This window comes from Pseudomonas sp. Pso3 (assembly GCF_055393275.1).
Window position 1 is genome coordinate 1,645,674 of sequence record NZ_AP043687.1, and the last position, 18,037, is coordinate 1,663,710.

At 65.3% G+C, this 18,037-nt stretch carries 19 protein-coding genes; 18 read left to right on the plus strand and 1 reads right to left on the minus strand.

The genetic code is table 11. The features are described 5' to 3' along the window. The first annotated feature begins 41 nt into the window (after nt 1–41). Genes fliN through flhB form a run of 6 tightly spaced genes read left to right on the plus strand, consistent with a single transcriptional unit; the run spans nt 42 to nt 3,947 of the window. Nucleotides 42–497, plus strand: a complete 456-nt coding sequence (fliN, locus tag ACZ5R1_RS07730; RefSeq protein ID WP_007160376.1) for a flagellar motor switch protein FliN — start codon at nt 42–44, stop codon at nt 495–497. 3 nt (nt 498–500) lie between these two features. Continuing rightward, nucleotides 501–914 carry a flagellar biosynthetic protein FliO gene (gene fliO / locus ACZ5R1_RS07735; RefSeq protein WP_027597974.1) on the plus strand — a complete coding sequence of 138 codons (414 nt, stop codon included), beginning with the start codon at nt 501–503 and terminating at the stop codon, nt 912–914. Beyond that, on the plus strand, nt 911–1,708 hold the full coding sequence (gene fliP / locus ACZ5R1_RS07740) for a flagellar type III secretion system pore protein FliP (RefSeq protein ID WP_464712993.1): 798 nt from the start codon (nt 911–913) through the stop codon (nt 1,706–1,708). The genes fliO and fliP overlap by 4 nt, the downstream gene beginning before the upstream one ends. Before the next feature lie 28 nt (nt 1,709–1,736). Next, nucleotides 1,737–2,006 carry a flagellar biosynthesis protein FliQ gene (fliQ, locus tag ACZ5R1_RS07745; protein ID WP_027597972.1) on the plus strand — a complete coding sequence of 90 codons (270 nt, stop codon included), beginning with the start codon at nt 1,737–1,739 and terminating at the stop codon, nt 2,004–2,006. Nucleotides 2,007–2,009: 3 nt separating this feature from the next. Further along, nucleotides 2,010–2,786, plus strand: coding sequence for a flagellar biosynthetic protein FliR (gene fliR, locus ACZ5R1_RS07750; RefSeq protein ID WP_027597971.1), 777 nt, complete (start codon nt 2,010–2,012; stop codon nt 2,784–2,786). Between the two features lie 12 nt (nt 2,787–2,798). Then, nucleotides 2,799–3,947 (plus strand): flagellar biosynthesis protein FlhB, encoded by a 1,149-nt coding sequence (gene flhB, locus ACZ5R1_RS07755; RefSeq protein WP_007160371.1) that lies wholly within the window; start codon nt 2,799–2,801, stop codon nt 3,945–3,947. On the opposite strand, the gene sodC is transcribed toward flhB, so the two are convergent. Beyond that, entirely contained in the window at nt 3,940–4,467 is a 528-nt protein-coding gene (gene sodC, locus ACZ5R1_RS07760; RefSeq protein WP_007160370.1) for a superoxide dismutase family protein, read from the minus strand. The genes flhB and sodC overlap by 8 nt on opposite strands. A 225-nt stretch (nt 4,468–4,692) precedes the next feature. Here sodC and flhA point away from each other — a divergent pair, with 225 nt between their 5' ends. From flhA to ACZ5R1_RS07820, 12 genes are all read left to right on the plus strand, one after another. Next, nucleotides 4,693–6,819, plus strand: coding sequence for a flagellar biosynthesis protein FlhA (gene flhA / locus ACZ5R1_RS07765; RefSeq protein WP_027601690.1), 2,127 nt, complete (start codon nt 4,693–4,695; stop codon nt 6,817–6,819). Between the two features lie 10 nt (nt 6,820–6,829). Beyond that, on the plus strand, nt 6,830–8,158 hold the full coding sequence (gene flhF / locus ACZ5R1_RS07770; RefSeq protein ID WP_027597969.1) for a flagellar biosynthesis protein FlhF: 1,329 nt from the start codon (nt 6,830–6,832) through the stop codon (nt 8,156–8,158). 92 nt (nt 8,159–8,250) lie between these two features. Next, nucleotides 8,251–9,081, plus strand: a complete 831-nt coding sequence (fleN, locus tag ACZ5R1_RS07775; protein WP_017642087.1) for a flagellar synthesis regulator FleN — start codon at nt 8,251–8,253, stop codon at nt 9,079–9,081. Continuing rightward, entirely contained in the window at nt 9,078–9,818 is a 741-nt protein-coding gene (gene fliA / locus ACZ5R1_RS07780; RefSeq protein ID WP_027597968.1) for an RNA polymerase sigma factor FliA, read from the plus strand. Before fleN ends, fliA begins: the two co-directional genes overlap by 4 nt. Nucleotides 9,819–9,905: 87 nt before the next feature. Beyond that, nucleotides 9,906–10,280 (plus strand): chemotaxis response regulator CheY, encoded by a 375-nt coding sequence (locus tag ACZ5R1_RS07785; RefSeq protein WP_169853335.1) that lies wholly within the window; start codon nt 9,906–9,908, stop codon nt 10,278–10,280. Nucleotides 10,281–10,299: 19 nt separating this feature from the next. After that, complete coding sequence (locus tag ACZ5R1_RS07790; RefSeq protein WP_007160364.1) at nt 10,300–11,088, plus strand: protein phosphatase CheZ; 789 nt, start codon at nt 10,300–10,302, stop codon at nt 11,086–11,088. Between the two features lie 26 nt (nt 11,089–11,114). After that, entirely contained in the window at nt 11,115–13,358 is a 2,244-nt protein-coding gene (locus ACZ5R1_RS07795) for a chemotaxis protein CheA (protein WP_464712994.1), read from the plus strand. A gap of 82 nt (nt 13,359–13,440) precedes the next feature. Further along, a complete protein-coding gene (locus tag ACZ5R1_RS07800; RefSeq protein WP_027597966.1) occupies nt 13,441–14,559 on the plus strand; it encodes a protein-glutamate methylesterase/protein-glutamine glutaminase in 1,119 nt (372 codons plus the stop codon). 34 nt (nt 14,560–14,593) lie between these two features. Next, the gene (locus ACZ5R1_RS07805) at nt 14,594–15,334 is read left to right on the plus strand and encodes a flagellar motor protein (protein WP_044340993.1); all 741 of its coding nucleotides are present in this window, start codon (nt 14,594–14,596) and stop codon (nt 15,332–15,334) included. Nucleotides 15,335–15,345: 11 nt separating this feature from the next. Beyond that, the gene (gene motD, locus ACZ5R1_RS07810) at nt 15,346–16,209 is read left to right on the plus strand and encodes a flagellar motor protein MotD (RefSeq protein ID WP_464712995.1); all 864 of its coding nucleotides are present in this window, start codon (nt 15,346–15,348) and stop codon (nt 16,207–16,209) included. 35 nt (nt 16,210–16,244) lie between these two features. Continuing rightward, entirely contained in the window at nt 16,245–17,033 is a 789-nt protein-coding gene (locus ACZ5R1_RS07815; RefSeq protein WP_027597964.1) for a ParA family protein, read from the plus strand. Between the two features lie 57 nt (nt 17,034–17,090). Further along, a complete protein-coding gene (locus ACZ5R1_RS07820; RefSeq protein WP_027597963.1) occupies nt 17,091–18,011 on the plus strand; it encodes a chemotaxis protein CheW in 921 nt (306 codons plus the stop codon). The last annotated feature ends 26 nt before the right edge of the window (nt 18,012–18,037 follow it).

Consider the following 18,037-nt stretch of genomic DNA (forward strand, 5'->3'; position numbering starts at 1 on the left):
TCCGTCCGGGCCCGGGCCCGGCGTAGCACGAGACCCAGACAATGGCAGACAACCCCGAAGAACAAGCCCTGGCGGACGAGTGGGCCGCGGCCCTGGCCGAAGCCGGTGACGCCAGTCAGGACGACATCGACGCCCTGATGGCCCAGGGTACCCAGGTCGAAGCCCCCAAGCCGCCCAAGGCGCCGGTGGAAGAATTTGGTCAGAGCAGTGGGGGGTTGGCAGTGAGCGGCATGGAAGGGCCCAACCTGGATGTGATCCTGGACATCCCGGTGACCATCTCCATGGAGGTCGGCCACACCGACATCTCCATCCGCAACCTGCTGCAACTCAACCAGGGCTCGGTCATCGAGCTCGACCGTCTGGCTGGCGAGCCGCTGGACGTGCTGGTGAATGGTACGCTGATCGCCCATGGTGAAGTGGTGGTGGTGAACGAGAAGTTCGGGATCCGCCTGACCGACGTCATCAGCCCCACGGAACGTATCAAGAAGCTGCGGTGATCCATGAAGAGTCTGCTCCTGCCGCTGGGTCTCCTGCCCCTGACCGCGCGTGCCGCCGAAGCCACCTCGCCGGGGCTGGATGTGGGGGCGCAGGTCGGCCAGTTGCTGCTCGGTCTGCTGCTGGTGATCGCACTGATTCTCGGCCTGGCCTGGCTGGTGCGCCGGGTGCAGCAGCAGGGTCCGCGCGGTCAGCAGGTGATCAAGGTCATCTCCACCCAGCACCTGGGCCCGCGCGAGCGGCTGGTGCTGGTTCAGGTCGGCCAGGAGCAGTTGCTGATCGGCGTCGCCGGCGGACGGATCACGCCGCTGCACAGCCTGCGCGAGCCGGTGCGACCGGGCGAGACCGAGGCGCCGGCGCCGGAATTCGCCCAGCGCCTGCTGGAACTCATCAGCCGCGATCCCAAGGCGAAACCATGATTTCTTCGCGTCTCCCGGCCAACCTCGGGCGCACCCTGGGCTGGCTGCTGAGCCTGGCCGTGCTGCTGTTCGCGCCCCTGGCGCTGGCGCAGCAGGCCGGACAGGCCAATCCGCTGTCGATCCCGGCCATCACCCTGAGTACCAACGGCCAGGGGCAGCAGGAATATTCGGTCAGCCTGCAGATCCTGCTGATCATGACGGCGCTGAGCTTCATCCCGGCGTTCGTCATGCTGATGACCAGCTTCACCCGCATCGTCATCGTCTTCGCCATCCTGCGCCAGGCGCTGGGCCTGCAGACCACGCCGTCCAACCAGGTGCTGGTGGGCATGGCGCTGTTTCTCTCGCTGTTCATCATGGCGCCGGTGTTCGATCGCATCAACACCACCGCCGTGCAGCCCTATCTGAACGAACAACTCAGCGCCCAGGACGCCATCGCCCGGGCGCAGGTGCCGATGAAGGACTTCATGCTGGGGCAGACCCGGCAATCGGACCTGGACCTGTTCATGCGGCTGTCCAAGCGCACCGACATCCCCAGCGCCGACCAGGCGCCCTTGTCGATCCTGGTGCCGGCCTTCGTCACCTCCGAGCTCAAGACCGCCTTCCAGATCGGCTTCATGATCTTCATTCCCTTCCTGGTCATCGACCTGGTGATCGCCAGCGTGCTGATGGCCATGGGCATGATGATGCTGTCGCCGATGATCATCTCCCTGCCGTTCAAGCTGATGCTGTTCGTGCTGGTGGATGGCTGGGCGCTGATCATGGGTACCCTGGCCAGCAGCTTCGGCACCGTCTAGCGGTGCCCCCTTTGCGTGGAGAAGCGAAATGACCCCTGAAGTCGCCGTCGATCTGTTCCGCCAGGGTCTCTGGCTTACCGCGCTGCTGGTGGCGGTGCTGGTGGTGCCGAGTCTGATCGTCGGTCTGATCGTGGCGGTCTTCCAGGCGGCGACCCAGATCAACGAACAGACCCTGAGCTTTCTGCCGCGGCTGATCGTCACCCTGTTGACGCTGATCGTGCTGGGGCCCTGGATGGTCCGGCAACTGATGGAATTCATCCAGACCTCGGTCGCCAACATCCCGCGGCTGATTGGCTAGCCCATGCTCGCCCTCAGCGACGCCCAGATCGGCGGCTGGGTCGGCAGCTTCCTGTTTCCGCTGTTCCGCATCGCCGCGCTGCTGATGACCATGCCGATCATCGGCACCACCCTGGTCCCGGTGCGGGTGCGGATGTATTTGGCCCTGGCCCTGAGCCTGGTGCTGGTGCCGACCCTGCCGCCGATGCCACAGGTGGATGCCATCAGTCCCCAGGCGCTGCCGCTGATCGTCGAGCAGATCCTCATCGGCGCGGTGATGGGGTTCAGCCTGCAGCTGTTCTTCCATGTCTTCGTGGTGGCGGGGCAGATCATCTCGACCCAGGCGGGCCTGAGCTTCGCGTCCATGATCGACCCGGTCAACGGCGCCTCGGCCCCGGTCATGGGCCAGTTCTTCACCATGCTGGTGACGCTGCTGTTCCTGGCCATGAACGGCCATCTGGTGGTGTTCGAGATCCTCGCCGAAAGCTTCGTTACCCTGCCGGTGGGCGATACCCTGAGCGTCGAGCACTTCTGGCAGGTCGCCGGGCGGCTGGGCTGGGTCATGGGCGCCGGCATCCTGCTGGTGCTGCCGGCCATCACCGCGCTGCTGGTGGTCAACATCGCCTTTGGCATCATGACCCGCGCCGCGCCGCAGCTGAACATCTTTTCCGTCGGCATGCCGCTGATCGTGGTGCTGGGCATGGTCATCGTCTGGCTCGGCACCGCCGACATCCTCTCCCACTATGAAAGTCTCGCCAGCGAGGCGCTGCAATGGCTGCGCGAACTCGCCCGAGCCCGCTAGGAGATATGCCGCATGGCTGAATCCGATGGCGAAGACCGTACAGAAGACCCCACAGAGAAACGCAAGCGTGACTCCCGGGAGGAGGGGCAGCTCCCGCGATCACGCGAACTCGGCACGGTGGCGGTCATGCTCTCGGGGGTCGGCGGCCTGCTGATGTACGGCGCCTTCCTGGGCGGCAAGCTGCTGGAGGTGATGCGCAGCAACTTCTCCCTGCGGCGCGAAGAGGTCATGGACGAACGCTTCATGGGCACCTTCCTGCTGGCCTCGGGCAAGGCGGCGATGATCGGGATGCTGCCGATGATCGCCTTGGTGGTGATCGCCGCCATCGTTGGCCACATCGCCCTGGGTGGCTTCCTCTTTTCCGGCAAGATGCTGGCGCCCAAGCCGAGCCGGATGAATCCCATGTCCGGCATCGCCCGGATGTTTTCCAAGAATTCCCTGGTGGAATTGCTCAAGGCCCTGGGCAAGTTCTTCATCATCCTCGGCGTGTCGGTGCTGGTGCTGATGAGCGAGCGCACGGCCCTGCTGCAGATCGCCAAGCTGCCGACCGAGCAGGCGCTCCTGCACAGCATGCAGGTGGTGGGACATGCCACCCTGCTGCTGGCCCTGGGGCTGCTCATCATCGCCGCGGTGGACGTGCCCTTCCAGATCTTCAGCAACCGCAAGAAGCTGATGATGACCAAGCAGGAGATCAAGGACGAATACAAGGACGCCGAGGGCAAGCCCGAGGTCAAGGGCAAGATCCGCCAGATGCAGCGGCAGATGGCCCAGCGTCGGATGATGGCCGAGGTGCCCAATGCCGATGTGGTTATCACCAACCCGACCCACTTCGCCGTGGCGCTCAAGTACGACGCGGCCAAGGGCGGGGCGCCGGTGCTGGTGGCCAAGGGCAGCGATTTCACCGCGCTGAAGATCCGCGAGATCGCCCAGGAACACCAGGTCTCGCTGCTGGAGTCGCCAGGGCTGGCGCGCGCGGTGTATTTCTCCACCGAGGTGGATCAGGAGATTCCGGCCGGACTCTATGTGGCCGTGGCTCAGGTCCTGGCCTATGTCTATCAGCTCAGGCAATTCCGGGCTGGACGCGGGCGCAAGCCCAAGCTGTCCGATCTGCCCATCCCGCCGGATCTGCGGCGGGATGAGGAGGGGAAGGCGCCTACTTGATGACGCCGCAGGCGACGCGTGCGCCGCCACCACCCAGCGGCTTGGGCTGGTCGGCGTAGTTGTCGCCACCGGCATGCACCATCAACGCATGGCCCTTGAGCTCTTCCAGGCGCTTCAGGCGGGGCGCCAGCACCGGCTGGGTGGCCTGGCCGTCGGCGGTCACATAGAGCGCCGGCAATTCGCCCAGGTGGCCGTCGTCCGACCAGGGCGCGCTGTGCTTGCCGGTGTTGCGCGGATCCAGATGGCCGCCCGCCGCGCCCCCTGCGGTCAGGGTGCCATTCACCTCGGCCGCGCCGCAGTTGGGCTTGGTGTGGACGTGGAAGCCATGGATACCGGGCTCCAGGCCCTTGAGATCCGGCGTGAAGACCAGACCGTACTTGGAGCGGGTCACCTGCACGCTGCCGACACTTTCGCCCACACCGTCGGTCGTGACCTTGTTCAGCGGGATCGTCAGGGATTCGGCTGCCTGGGCGGTGCCGACCAGGCAGGTGGCCAACAGGGTCGCGGTCCAGATTTTCATGGTGATGTTCCTCGGATAGGCGCGCTAGCGCGGGTCCCTAGACAGACTCATGGCCTCCGCCCACGGTTCAGCCGACGAGTCCGGCGATCCGTAACCAGTCCTGTATCACCTCCGGGAAAACCCCGCTGATTCAAGGTCTTGAGCAGTTGGCCCGGAGCTTGCTCAAGCCCCTGCGAACAGTGCGCTGCGTCAACTTTCCGTGACGACGGCACCGGCAAGCGAGGAATGGGTGTGAAAGTCGACAAATCCATGATGATGGGCAACATGCGCGGTCTGGCTCGCGGCAACCTAGGCGTGCCGCTGGCCGTCCTGGCGATGCTCGCCATGATGACCCTGCCGATGCCGCCGTTCCTGCTGGACGTGCTGTTCACCTTCAACATCGCCCTGTCGATCGTGGTCCTGCTGGTCAGCGTCTATGCGCTGCGGCCGCTGGATTTCGCGGTCTTCCCGACCATCCTGCTGGTGTCGACCCTGCTGCGCCTGGCGCTGAACGTGGCCTCGAGCCGCGTGGTGCTGTTGCACGGCCAGGACGGTCACGACGCCGCGGGCAAGGTCATCCAGGCCTTCGGCGAGGTGGTGGTCGGCGGCAACTACGTGGTCGGTGCGGTGGTGTTCGCCATCCTCATGATCATCAACTTCGTGGTGGTGACCAAGGGTGCCGGCCGCATCTCCGAGGTGTCGGCGCGTTTCACCCTGGACGCCATGCCCGGCAAGCAGATGGCCATCGACGCCGACCTGAACGCCGGCATCATCGACCAGGCCGAAGCCAAGAAGCGCCGGACCGAAGTGGGCCAGGAAGCCGACTTCTACGGTTCCATGGACGGTGCCAGCAAGTTCGTCCGCGGTGACGCCGTCGCCGGTCTGCTGATCCTCTTCATCAACCTCATCGGCGGCATGGCCATTGGTATGGCCCAGCACGGTCTGCCGTTCGGCGAAGCGGCGCGCATCTACGCCCTGCTGACCATCGGTGACGGCCTGGTCGCCCAGGTTCCCTCGCTGCTGCTGTCAGTCGCCGCGGCCATCATGGTCACCCGGGTGTCCTCCGCCGAAGACATGGGTCAGCAGGTCAATCGTCAGATGTTCGCCTCGCCCAAGGCGCTGGCGGTCTCGGCTTTCATCATCATCGCCATGGGCCTGGTGCCGGGCATGCCGCACCTGCCGTTCCTCGGCCTGGGTGGCGCCGCCGCAGCCGGTGCCTGGCTGATCTACAAGCGTCAGCGCCAGGCCAAGCAGACCGCCGAGGTCGAAGCCAAGAAGCAGCAGGACCTGGCTCCCGTGCAGCGTCCGGCCGAGGCCAAGGAGCTGGGCTGGGACGACGTCACCCCGGTGGACATGGTCGGTCTGGAAGTCGGGTACCGGCTGATCCCCATGGTCGATCGCAACCAGGGTGGCCAGTTGCTGGCGCGGATCAAGGGCGTGCGCAAGAAGTTGTCCCAGGACCTCGGTTTCCTCATGCCGTCGGTACACATCCGCGACAACCTGGACCTGCTGCCCAACGCCTATCGTCTGACTCTTATGGGCGTCAGCGTGGCCGAAGCCGAGATCTATCCCGACCGCGAACTGGCCATCAACCCCGGTCAGGTCTATGGCTCCCTCAACGGCGTCGCCGCCAAGGATCCGGCATTCGGTCTGGAGGCGGTCTGGATCGACGTCACCCAGCGCGACCAGGCCCAGTCCCTCGGCTACACCGTGGTCGATGCCAGCACCGTGGTCGCCACCCACCTCAACCAGGTGCTCTTCAAGCACGCCCACGAGCTGATCGGCCACGAGGAGGTCCAGCAACTGCTGCAGGTACTGGCCAAGAGTTCGCCCAAGCTGGCCGAGGAGCTGGTGCCCGGCATCGTTTCCCTGTCGACCCTGCTCAAGATCCTCCAGCAACTGCTGCAGGAGCAGGTCCCGGTCCGCGACATCCGTACCATCGCCGAAGCCATCGCCAACGTCGGTCCGCGGAGTCAAGATCCCGCCGCCATCGCCGGTGCCGTACGGGTCGCCTTGTCCCGCGCAATCGTCCAGAACATCGTTGGAATGGAGCCTGAGCTGCCTGTTATCACCCTTGAGCCAAGGTTGGAACAGATGTTGCTAAGTAGTATGCAGAAGGCCGGTCAAGGCGCCGAGGACGGCATGTTCCTCGAGCCTGGCATGGCTGAAAAACTGCAGCGTTCCCTCATCGAGGCAGCGCAGCGTCAGGAAATGATGGGTAAGCCAGTGGTGCTGCTGGTAGCCGGTGCGATCCGCGGGATGATGTCCCGCTTCGCGCGGATGGCGGCGCCGAACATGAGTGTACTGGCCTACCAGGAAATTCCGGACAACAAGCAGGTCACCATCGTCGCTACCGTTGGCCAGAATGGCTGAGGTCTAGATCATGCAAGTCAAACGTTTCTTCGCCGCCGATATGCGTCAAGCCATGAAGCTGGTACGCGACGAGCTGGGCCCGGATGCCGCCATCCTCAGCAACCGCCGGGTCGCCGGTGGTGTCGAGCTGACCGCGGCGCTGGACTACCAGGCTCCGGCACCGGCCGCGCCCAACGCGGAGCTGCAGGCGGAGTTGCGCAAGACCCATGCGAAGATCGCCCAGGCCCATGCCGACCTCAGCATCCGCGCGCCGGGCGTGCCCTCGGCCGCACCCAAGGACAAGCAGCTGCTCGGCGCCATCAGCGCCGCCGACAGCCGCCGCGAGCCGGTGATCGCCCCGCCGCGTGCGCCCCAGCCGGCCGCTGCCGCCCCTGCCGCCAGCGCCGCGCCGGAAGACCGTCGCGCCCTGGAAGCCATGCGCAGCGAACTCAGCGGTCTGCGTGAACTGCTGGAAGTCCAGCTCGGCTCCATGGCCTGGACCCAGGTGCAGTCCACCCGTCCGCAGCAGGCCGGCCTCTGGCGTCGTCTGCAGCGCATGGGTCTGCCGGCCGATCTGGCCCGCCACCTGCTCGACAGCGTCGCCAAGATCCAGGACCCGCGCCATGCCTGGCGCATGCTGCTGGCCAACTTCGCCCAGCTGGCCAAGACCACCGACGCCAAGATTCTGGAGGAGGGCGGTGTCGTCGCCTTCGTCGGTCCGGCCGGCATGGGCAAGACCACCACCCTGGCCAAGCTCGCCGCCAGCTACGTGCTCAAGTACGGTCCCCAGAGTCTGGCGCTGGTCAGCATGGACAGCTTCCGCATCGGTGCCCAGGAGCAGATCAAGACCCTCGGCCGTATCCTCGACGTGCCGGTGACCCTGGTCGACCCGGGCCAGTCCCTGGCCCAGGCGCTGGCACCCCTGGCACGCAAGCGCCTGGTGCTGATCGACACCGCGGGCATGCCCGCCAATGATCCGGCGCTCAAGGTGCAGCTCGAAGCCCTGGCCAACCGCCAGCTGAAAATTCGCAACTATCTGGTATTGGGTGTCACCAGCCAGAGCCAGGTGCTCAAGGCGGCCTACCACAGCTATCGGCGCTGCGGCCTGAGCGGCTGCGTGCTGACCAAGCTGGACGAAGCCGCCAGTCTCGGCGAAGCCCTGGGTCTGGCCATCAGCCAGCGCCTGCCGGTGGCCTACATCGCCGACGGCCCGCGCATCCCGGACGACCTGCATCCGGCCCGCAGCCACCAGCTGGTGAGCCGCGCGGTGAGCCTGCAGGCCCCCGAGGAACCGAGCGAAGAAACCATGGCGGGCATGCTTGCCGGCCTGTATCAGAGCAATGCCCGCCGCGCCGGTTAGCGCAGACGAACGGTAGTGGTGCATCGCATGCCTGGGCACGCCAAATGCACTTGGTCTAAAGTGTGACGGATTTCAATCAAAGGTATCAGGCAATGGGTAGCATGCATCCCGTCCAAGTCATAGCGGTCACGGGCGGTAAAGGCGGTGTCGGCAAGACCAACGTGTCGGTCAACCTGGCCTTGGCCCTGGCCGATATCGGGCGGCGCGTCATGCTGCTCGACGCCGACCTGGGCCTTGCCAACATCGACGTTCTGCTCGGCCTGTCGCCCAAGCGCACCCTGGCCGACGTCATCTCCGGCGAGTGCGAGCTGCGCGACGTGCTGCTGCACGGCCCGGGCGGCATCCGCATCGTCCCGGCGGCCTCGGGCACCCAGGCGATGGTCAATCTGACGCCGGCCCAGCACGCCGGTCTGATCCAGGCCTTCAGCGACATCAGCGAAAACCTCGACGTGCTCATCGTCGATACCGCGGCCGGCATCGGCGACCAGGTGGTCAGCTTCGTTCGCGCCGCCCAGGAAGTCCTGGTGGTGGTGTGCGACGAGCCCACCTCCATCACCGATGCCTACGCCCTGATCAAGCTGCTCAATCGCGACCATGGCGTCACCCGTTTCCGGGTCCTGGCGAACATGGCGCTGACGCCCCAGGAAGGTCGCAATCTCTTTGCTAAGCTGACCAAGGTGACCGACAGATTCCTGGATGTCGCCCTCCAGTATGTGGGCGCCATTCCGTTCGACGAGGCGGTGCGCAAAGCCGTGCAGAAACAGCGCCCCGTGTTCGAAGCCTTTCCGCGTGCCAAGGCCTCGCTGGCCTTTCGTGCGGTAGCTCAGAAAGTCGATGGCTGGCCGTTGCCCGCCAATCCGCGCGGCCATCTCGAGTTCTTTGTCGAGCGCCTTGTGCAACCAGCCATCGGTACCCACGCATGACAGCATCCAGCGGGCTTCGCATGTACAGCAAAACCTCGGAACGTACCCAGCAGGAGCAACTCATCAACCGCTATGCGCCGTTGGTGAAACGCATCGCCTACCATCTCCTGGCGCGACTGCCGGCCAGCGTGCAGGTCGAGGACCTGATGCAGGCCGGCATGATCGGCCTGCTGGAGGCCTCGCGCAAATATGACGCCGGCAAGGGCGCCAGCTTCGAGACCTACGCCGGCATCCGCATCCGCGGCGCCATGCTCGACGAGGTCCGCAAGGGCGACTGGGCGCCACGCTCGGTGCATCGCAACACGCGCATGGTCACCGACGCCATTCGCGCGGTGGAAGCGCGCACCGGTCGCGACGCTAAAGATTCCGAAGTCGCGGCCGAACTTAAATTGAGTCTGGATGAGTACTACGGCATCCTTGGCGACACCATGGGGAGTCGCCTGTTCAGTTTCGACGACCTCATGGAGGGTGGTGAGCATGGGCTCGAGGAGAGCGGTTCGCATGAACTCGAACCCGGTCGCGGTCTGGAGGACGAGCGCTTCCGCAAGGCCCTGGCCGACGCCATCGCCAATCTTCCGGAGCGTGAACGTCTGGTGCTCTCGCTGTATTACGACGAGGAACTCAACCTCAAGGAAATCGGCGAGGTGCTGGGCGTGAGCGAGTCACGCGTCTGCCAACTTCACAGTCAATGCGCGGCACGCCTGCGGGCGCGGCTGGCGGAATGGCGTTCGCGTTAACCGGCTGGTACTCAGGCTACTACGATTGCTTAGACGCGCCTTGCGGCGTGTGTGCGGATTAGGACGGAGGTCGACTTGGACAAGAACATGAAAATCCTCATCGTGGACGATTTTTCCACGATGAGACGCATCATCAAGAATTTGCTGCGCGATCTGGGATTCACCAATACCGCCGAAGCGGACGACGGCAACACCGCGCTGCCGATGTTGCAGAGCGGCAACTTCGATTTTCTCGTCACCGACTGGAACATGCCCGGCATGACCGGCATCGACCTGCTGCGCCAGGTGCGCGCCGATGCGCGCCTGAAGACCCTGCCAGTGCTGATGGTGACCGCCGAAGCCAAGCGCGAGCAGATCATCGAAGCCGCTCAGGCCGGCGTGAACGGCTATGTGGTCAAGCCTTTCACCGCCCAGGTGCTGAAAGAAAAGATCGACAAGATCTTCGAGCGGGTGAACGGCTGAAGAAAGCCGCGGGGACGTTATGGATCAGCTTGGCTCCAACAGCTTCAGCGACTTCGAGTCGAATCTCAAACAGCACGCCCAAGAGCTGGTGAAATGCCTGGAAAGCGGCGATTTCACCCAGGCCGTGCACGTCATCAATGAACTCAACCAGTTGCGCGATCGGGGTCTCTACCAGGAAGTCGGCAAGCTGACCCGCGAGTTGCACAACGCCATCGTCAACTTCGAGATCGATCCGCGCGGCATGGCCGGCGAAGAGGTCTCCCAGATCAGCGATGCCACCGATCGTCTCTCCTACGTGGTGAAGATGACCGAGAACGCCGCCAACCGGACCATGGATCTGGTGGAGGAGAGCGCCCCGCTGGTAGGCAACTTCGGCGACGAAGCCCGCGCCGTGCATGCCGACTGGAAGAAGTTCATGCGCCGGGAAATGGGCGCGGACGAATTCCGCGAGCTGGCCAAGCGCGTCGACGCCTTCCTCAGTCACAGCGAGAGCAGCGCCGAGCAACTGTCGGCCAAGCTCAACGACATCCTTCTGGCGCAGGACTACCAGGACCTTACCGGTCAGGTGATCAAGCGCGTGGTCAATCTCGTCGGGCAGATCGAGAAAGACCTCGTCAAGCTGGTGATGATGGCCAGCCAGGTCGATCGCTATACCGGCTTCAGTCACGATCACACCGCGCTGATCGAACAGAATCGAAAAGAAAAGACGATGAAGGGTGAAGGTCCGCAGATTCATGCCGATAAGCGTGAAGACGTCGTGGCCGCTCAGGTCGACGTCGACGATCTTCTATCCAGTCTGGGCTTTTGACCCAGACCCTCTTGGGGAGTGCAGGAATGAGCTTCGACGCCGATGAAGAGATCCTCCAGGATTTCCTGGTAGAGGCCGGCGAGATTCTCGAACAGTTGTCCGAACAATTGGTCGAGCTGGAAAGCCGCCCGGATGACATGGATCTGCTGAACGCCATTTTCCGTGGCTTCCATACCGTAAAGGGCGGTGCCGGTTTCCTGCAGCTCCATACCCTGGTCGAGTGCTGCCATATCGCGGAAAACGTTTTCGACATCCTGCGCAAGGGCGAACGCCGCGTGGATGCCGAGCTGATGGATGTGGTGCTGCAAGCACTGGATTCCGTCAACGAGATGTTCGGTCAGGTCCGTGAACGCGAAGAGCCGACCCCGGCTTCGCCCGAATTGCTGGCGGCCCTGGCCCGCCTGGCCGAGCCCGCCGGCAGTGCGCCGGCGCCGGCTCCGGTTGCGCCCGTGGCTGCCGCTCCGGCAGTGGTCGCGGAACCGACTCCGGTCGCCGCTGCGGCGGCCGAGCCGGAATTGAGCGATGCCGATTTCCAGAATCTGCTCGATGCCCTGGGCAGCGAGCCGAGCGCGGCAGCGGAAACGCCGGCAGCCGCCGGTGGCGACGACATCACCGATGACGAATTCGAAGCCCTGCTCGACCAGCTGCATGGCAAGGGCAAGTTCCAGGAGGCGCCGGCCGCTGCGCCGGTTGCCGCTGCGGCCCCTGCCGCTGCCGCGCCCGGTGGCGAAGACATCACCGACGATGAATTCGAGGCCCTGCTCGACGAATTGCACGGCAAGGGCAAGTTCGTCGCCAGCGAAGCCGCGGCACCCGTCGCTGCAGCCCCGGCCGCAGCGGCTCCGGCAACCGCGGCGAGCGGTGACGAGATCACCGACGACGAATTCGAATCCCTGCTCGACGAGTTGCATGGCAAGGGCAAGTTCAGTGGTCCCGCGGCAGCCGCGGAAGCGGTAGCCGCTCCGGTGGCCGCTGCGCCGGCACCGGTGGCCGCACCTCAGCCGGCGGCTCCCGCACCGGCGCCGAAGCCGGCGCCGGTGGCCGAGGCCGCGGTGCCCAAGCCGGCAGCCGCCGCGCCTGCCGAGCGTCCCACCAGCGAGGCGGAGACCACCGTGCGGGTCGACACCGCGCGGCTGGACGAGATCATGAACATGGTCGGCGAACTGGTGCTGGTGCGTAACCGTCTGGTACGCCTGGGCCTGAACAGCGGCGACGAAGCCATGGCCAAGGCCGTGTCCAACCTCGACGTGGTCACCGCCGATCTGCAGACCTCGGTCATGAAGACCCGGATGCAGCCGATCAAGAAGGTCTTTGGTCGCTTCCCGCGCCTGGTCCGCGATCTGGCGCGCAGCCTGAAGAAAGAGATCAATCTGGAACTGGTCGGCGAAGAAACCGACCTGGACAAGAACCTGGTCGAGGCCCTGGCCGATCCGCTGGTGCACCTGGTGCGCAACGCGGTCGACCACGGCATCGAAGGACCGGCCGAGCGTGAAGAGAACGGCAAGTCCCGTGCGGGTCGCGTAGTGCTCTCCGCCGAGCAGGAAGGCGACCATATCCTTCTGTCGATCTCCGATGACGGCAAGGGCATGGACGCGGATCTGCTGCGCAACAAGGCCGTGGAAAAAGGTCTGCTCGACCGCGACGCGGCCGATCGCCTGACCGAGACCGAGTGCTTCAACCTGATCTTCGCCCCGGGTTTCTCCACCAAGGCCGAGATCTCCGACATCTCCGGTCGCGGTGTGGGCATGGACGTGGTCAAGACCAAGATCAGCCAGCTCAACGGCACGCTGAACGTCTTCTCGACCAAGGGCCAGGGCTCCAAGATCGTCATCAAGGTCCCCCTGACCCTGGCGATCATGCCGACACTGATGGTGATGCTGGGCAACCAGGCCTTCGCCTTCCCGCTGGTCAACGTCAACGAGATCTTCCACCTCGACCTGTCCCGCACCAACGTGGTGGATGGCCAGGAAGTGGTGGTGGTGCGCGACAAGGCGCTGCCGCTGTTCTACCTCAAGCGCTGGCTGGTGCCCAATGCGGCCCATGTGGAGCAGGGGGAGGGGCATGTGGTGATCCTCTCGGTGGGCACCCAGCGCATCGGCTTCGTGGTCGATCAGCTGGTGGGCCAGGAAGAGGTGGTCATCAAGCCCCTGGGCAAGATGCTGCAGGGAACGCCCGGCATGTCCGGGGCGACCATCACCGGCGACGGCCGCATCGCGCTCATCCTCGATGTGCCCAGCATGCTCAAGCGCTACGCCCGTCGCGGGCTCTGAGTCGGTCGGGTACGAGCGGCGTCGGGCCCGTGCCCGGCGCCATCGGGTGGCCTGCGCCGCCCAAGGTTAGGAGTTTCAACGTATGCCGGTAAAAGTACTGGTGGTGGACGATTCCGGCTTCTTCCGGCGTCGGCTCAAGGAGATCCTGGCGGCCGATCCCAACATCTCGGTGGTGGGCACGGCCAGCAACGGGCGCGAAGGGGTCGACCAGGCCCTGGCGCTGCGACCCGATGTCATCACCATGGACTACGAGATGCCGATGATGGACGGCATCACCGCGGTCCGCCACATCATGCAGAAGTGCCCGACCCCGGTGCTGATGTTCTCCTCGCTCACCCATGAAGGCGCCCGGGTCACCCTGGACGCCCTGGATGCCGGCGCGGTCGACTACCTGCCCAAGAATTTCGAGGACATCTCGCGCAATCCGGCCAGCGTGCAGAAGCTGCTGTGCGAGAAGATCCATCATATCGCCCGGTCCAATCGGCGCTTCGCCGTAGCGCCCAGCGTCGCGCCGGCAGCGCCCGCAAGCGCCGCCGCGGCGCCGGCCACGGCTCGCCCGGCAGCGCGTCCGGCTGCGCCTAGCGGCGCTGCAGCGGGTCATGCACCCGCCGCCCCGGCTTCGCCGCCGCCCAAGCGCAAGCACTATCGCCTGGTAGCCATCGGCACTTCCACTGGCGGGCCAGTGGCTCTGCAGCGGGTGCTCACCCAGCTGCCAGCCAACTTCCCGGCGCCTCTGGTGCTGATCCAGCACATGCCTGCCGCCTTCACCAAGGCCTTCGCCGAGCGCCTGGACAAACTCTGCCGCATCAGCGTCAAGGAAGCCGAGGACGGTGACCAGTTGCGTCCGGGCCTGGCCCTGCTGGCACCGGGTGGCAAGCAGATGATGGTGGATGGCCGCGGCATGGTGAAGATCCTGCCCGGTGACGAACGCCTCAACTACAAGCCCTGCGTCGACGTGACCTTTGGCTCCGCGGCCAAGGCCTATGCCGACAAGGTGCTGGCGGTGGTCCTGACCGGCATGGGCGCCGACGGCCGCGAAGGCGCCCGGATGCTCAAGCAGGTCGGCAGCCAGGTGTGGGCCCAGGACGAAGCCAGTTGCGTCATCTACGGCATGCCCATGGCCATCGCCAAGGCCAATCTGGCCGACGCCATCTATGGCCTGGACGACATCGGCAGACACCTGACCGAGGCCTGTTCGTGACGGCAGGCGTTCTCCGGCCAGAAGGGCATTGAGCGTGGACGTGCTCAGTCTCATCGGCATCCTGCTGGCCTTTACCGCCATCATGGGCGGCAACCTGCTGGAGGGCGGCTCCTTTACCGCCCTGGCCAATGGCCCGGCGGCATTGATCGTGGTGGGCGGTACCCTGGGTGCCGTCCTGCTGCAGACTCGCCTGCCGGTGCTGCGGCGCGCCCTGACCATGCTGGCCTGGGTATTCATGCCGCCGCGGCTGGACCTCACCGGCGGTATCCGCAAGGTGGTCAACTGGAGCAACGTGGCGCGCAAGGAAGGGCTGTTGGGGCTCGAGCCTCTGGTCACACGTGAAGCCGATCCCTATGCCGCCAAGGGCCTGCAGTTGCTGGTGGATGGCACCGAGCCCGAAGCCCTGCGCAGCATCCTCGAGGTGGACCTCTACGGCCAGGAAGACCGCGACATCGCCGCCGCCAAGGTCTATGAGGCCATGGGCGGCTATGCGCCCACGGTGGGCATCATCGGCGCGGTGATGGGCCTGATCCACGTCATGCAGAATCTCGCCGATCCCTCGCAACTGGGCAGCGGCATCGCCGTGGCCTTTGTCGCCACCATCTATGGCGTCGGCTTCGCCAACCTGCTGTTGCTGCCCGTCGGCAACAAGCTCAAGGCGCTGGCGCAGCAACAGTCCCGCTACCGGGAAATGCTGCTGGAAGGGCTAATGTCCATCGGCGAGGGCGAAAATCCCCGCTCCATCGAAATGAAGCTGCAAGGTTTTCTGGACTAGGAGGGCGCCGCATGCCTCGTCGCCGCCGCCGTCCCGAAGAGCACGAGAACCACGAACGCTGGTTGGTCTCCTACGCGGACTTCATCACCCTGCTGTTCGCCTTCTTCGTGGTCATGTATTCCATCTCCTCGCTGAACGAGAGCAAGTACAAGGTGCTCTCGGACAGCCTGTCCGGCATCTTCAGCCAGCCGGAGCGTTCGCTCAAACCCATCCCCCTCGGCGATCAGCGTCCCGCCGGCGTGACGCCGACGGTGATGGATGCCAGCGCCGCCCAGCCGGCCAAGGGCACCCCCAGCGATCCGCTGCAGCAGATCGCCGACAGTGTGCGGGCCACCTTCGGCGATCTCATCGCGGGTGATCAGCTGAACATCAAGGCCAGTGAGATGTGGCTGGAAATCGAGCTCAGCACCAACCTGCTGTTTGCCAGCGGCGATTCCCTGCCGAGCAATCCCGCCTTCGGCCTCATGGAGAAGGTGGCCAAGATTCTGGCACCCTTCAAGAATCCGATTCAGGTCCAGGGTTACACGGACGACCGGCCGATCAGCACGGCGTTGTATCCCACCAACTGGGAGCTGTCGGCAGCCCGGGCCGCCAGTATCGTGCGCCTGCTGATCGGCAATGGTATCGCGCCGCAGCGCCTGGCCGTGGTGGGCTATGGCGCCTATCAGCCGGTGGTCGACAACACCAGTGACGTCAACCGCGCCCGCAATCGGCGGGTGGTGCTGCTGATCTCGCGCAATCTCGATCTGTTCCGGCCGCAGAGCACCTTGCAAAATCCGTCGACTGGCACACAATCTGCAGCATCGCCTGGAGAACCGGCGCCCGGAGTGGCGCCTGTCAAATCTTCGTCGCCGGCCCCAACGCCGGCACCTTGACCCGGCTGGTCGTGTCGTCGGGAGGAAGTCTGCACATGAGAGTCTGGGCTGTCGCCAATCAGAAGGGTGGGGTGGGCAAGACCACCACCACCGTTGCCCTCGCCGGGTTGCTCGGCGATGAGGGCAAGCGCGTCCTGCTGGTGGATCTCGATCCCCACGGTTCCCTGACCAGCTATTTCGGTCAGGATCCGGACAGCCTCGAACACAGCGTGTTCGACCTGTTCCAGCACGGGGGTCAGGTTCCGGAAGGCCTGCCGCAGCGTCTGCTGCTGCCCACCAGCCATCCGCAGCTGTCCATGCTGCCATCCAGCACGGCCCTGGCCACCCTGGAGCGGCAGTCGCCTGGCCAGAGCGGCCTGGGGCTGGTGATCTCCAAGAGCCTGGCGCAGCTGTGGAACGACTTCGATCACGTGTTGATCGACAGTCCGCCGCTGCTCGGCGTACTCATGGTCAATGCCCTGGCAGCCAGCCAGCATCTGGTGATTCCCACCCAGACCGAATTCCTCGCGCTCAAGGGGCTCGAACGCATGGTCAACACCCTGACCATGATCAACCGTTCGCGCAAGCAGGCGCTGCCCTACACCATAGTGCCGACCCTGTTCGACCGCCGCACCCAGGCCTCCATCGGCACGCTCAAGGTCCTGCGCAACACCTATCCGGCCCAGCTGTGGCAGGCCTTCATCCCCATCGATACCCGGCTGCGCGATGCCAGTCGCTCCGGCCAGGTGCCGTCGCGCTACGAGCTGAACAGCCGCGGCGTCATCGCCTACCGGGCGTTGCTGCGGCATCTGCTCGACGGTGCGCCCAGCAGCCAGGTCGCCTGATTCAAGTTTTCCACTCCGCCGGCCGATAGGCTGGACAACTCACTCACGTAGATCGCCATGAGCCAACCGACGTCCCTCGACAATCGTCCTCAGCGTGTCCTCCAGGGCTATCTCGATGCCCTGCTGCTGGACGCGTTCCTGGAACTGCCGACTGCCGAAGCCACGCCTGTCGTGGCGCCGGTGGTGGTGCCGGCCGCGCCGATCGCCAGCGTGAGCGAAGACGAATTCGCCGCCGCGGTACGCGAAGAACTCGAGCGGGATGCCGCACGGCAGCCGCGGGTCGTGCCGCTGGCCGCCCGGCGTCCCGCGGTCGCCCTGGCCGAGCGCGTCCTGCCCGAGGTCCTGCTGCCTGCACCCCAGCCGCTGCTCGCGCCCGAAACCGATATCGAACTGGACTGGCGCGTCCCCGAACTGGCACCGGTCGCCGAGCCGGCCCGTCCGGCGGTGGAAGGCATCGCTGTGGGCACCCCGGCTACGCAGCCCGTGGCAGCGGCTGGCGTACCGCCCAGCGCCGTGCATCTGGACGGTCGCCCGGAGTGGGGTGAAGAGCCCTTCGAATGCCTGCTGTTCGACGTCGCCGGCCTGACCCTGGCCGCACCCCTGGTGTGCCTGGGTTCCATCTATCCGCTGGCCGACGAAGAGTTGACGCCGCTGTTCGGTCAGCCAGACTGGTTCCTGGGCCTGCTACCCTGCCAGGCAGGTAATCTGCGTGTGCTCGACGCGGCGCGCTGGGTGATGCCCGAGCGTTACCGTGACGACTATCGCGAGGGGCTGAAATTCGTGATATCGCTGCAAGGCCTGGATTGGGGCCTGGCCGTGCACGGCGTCAGCCATTCGGTACGTCTGGATCCCGCCGAGGTCAAATGGCGGAACCAGCGCGCTACCCGGCCGTGGCTGGCCGGTACGGTGATCGATCAGATGTGTGCGCTGCTGGATGTGGCGGCGCTCGCTGAACAGGTGGTGGGTGGCCGCCGCTAGGGCTGCCCGCTGCAACTAACCGGCGG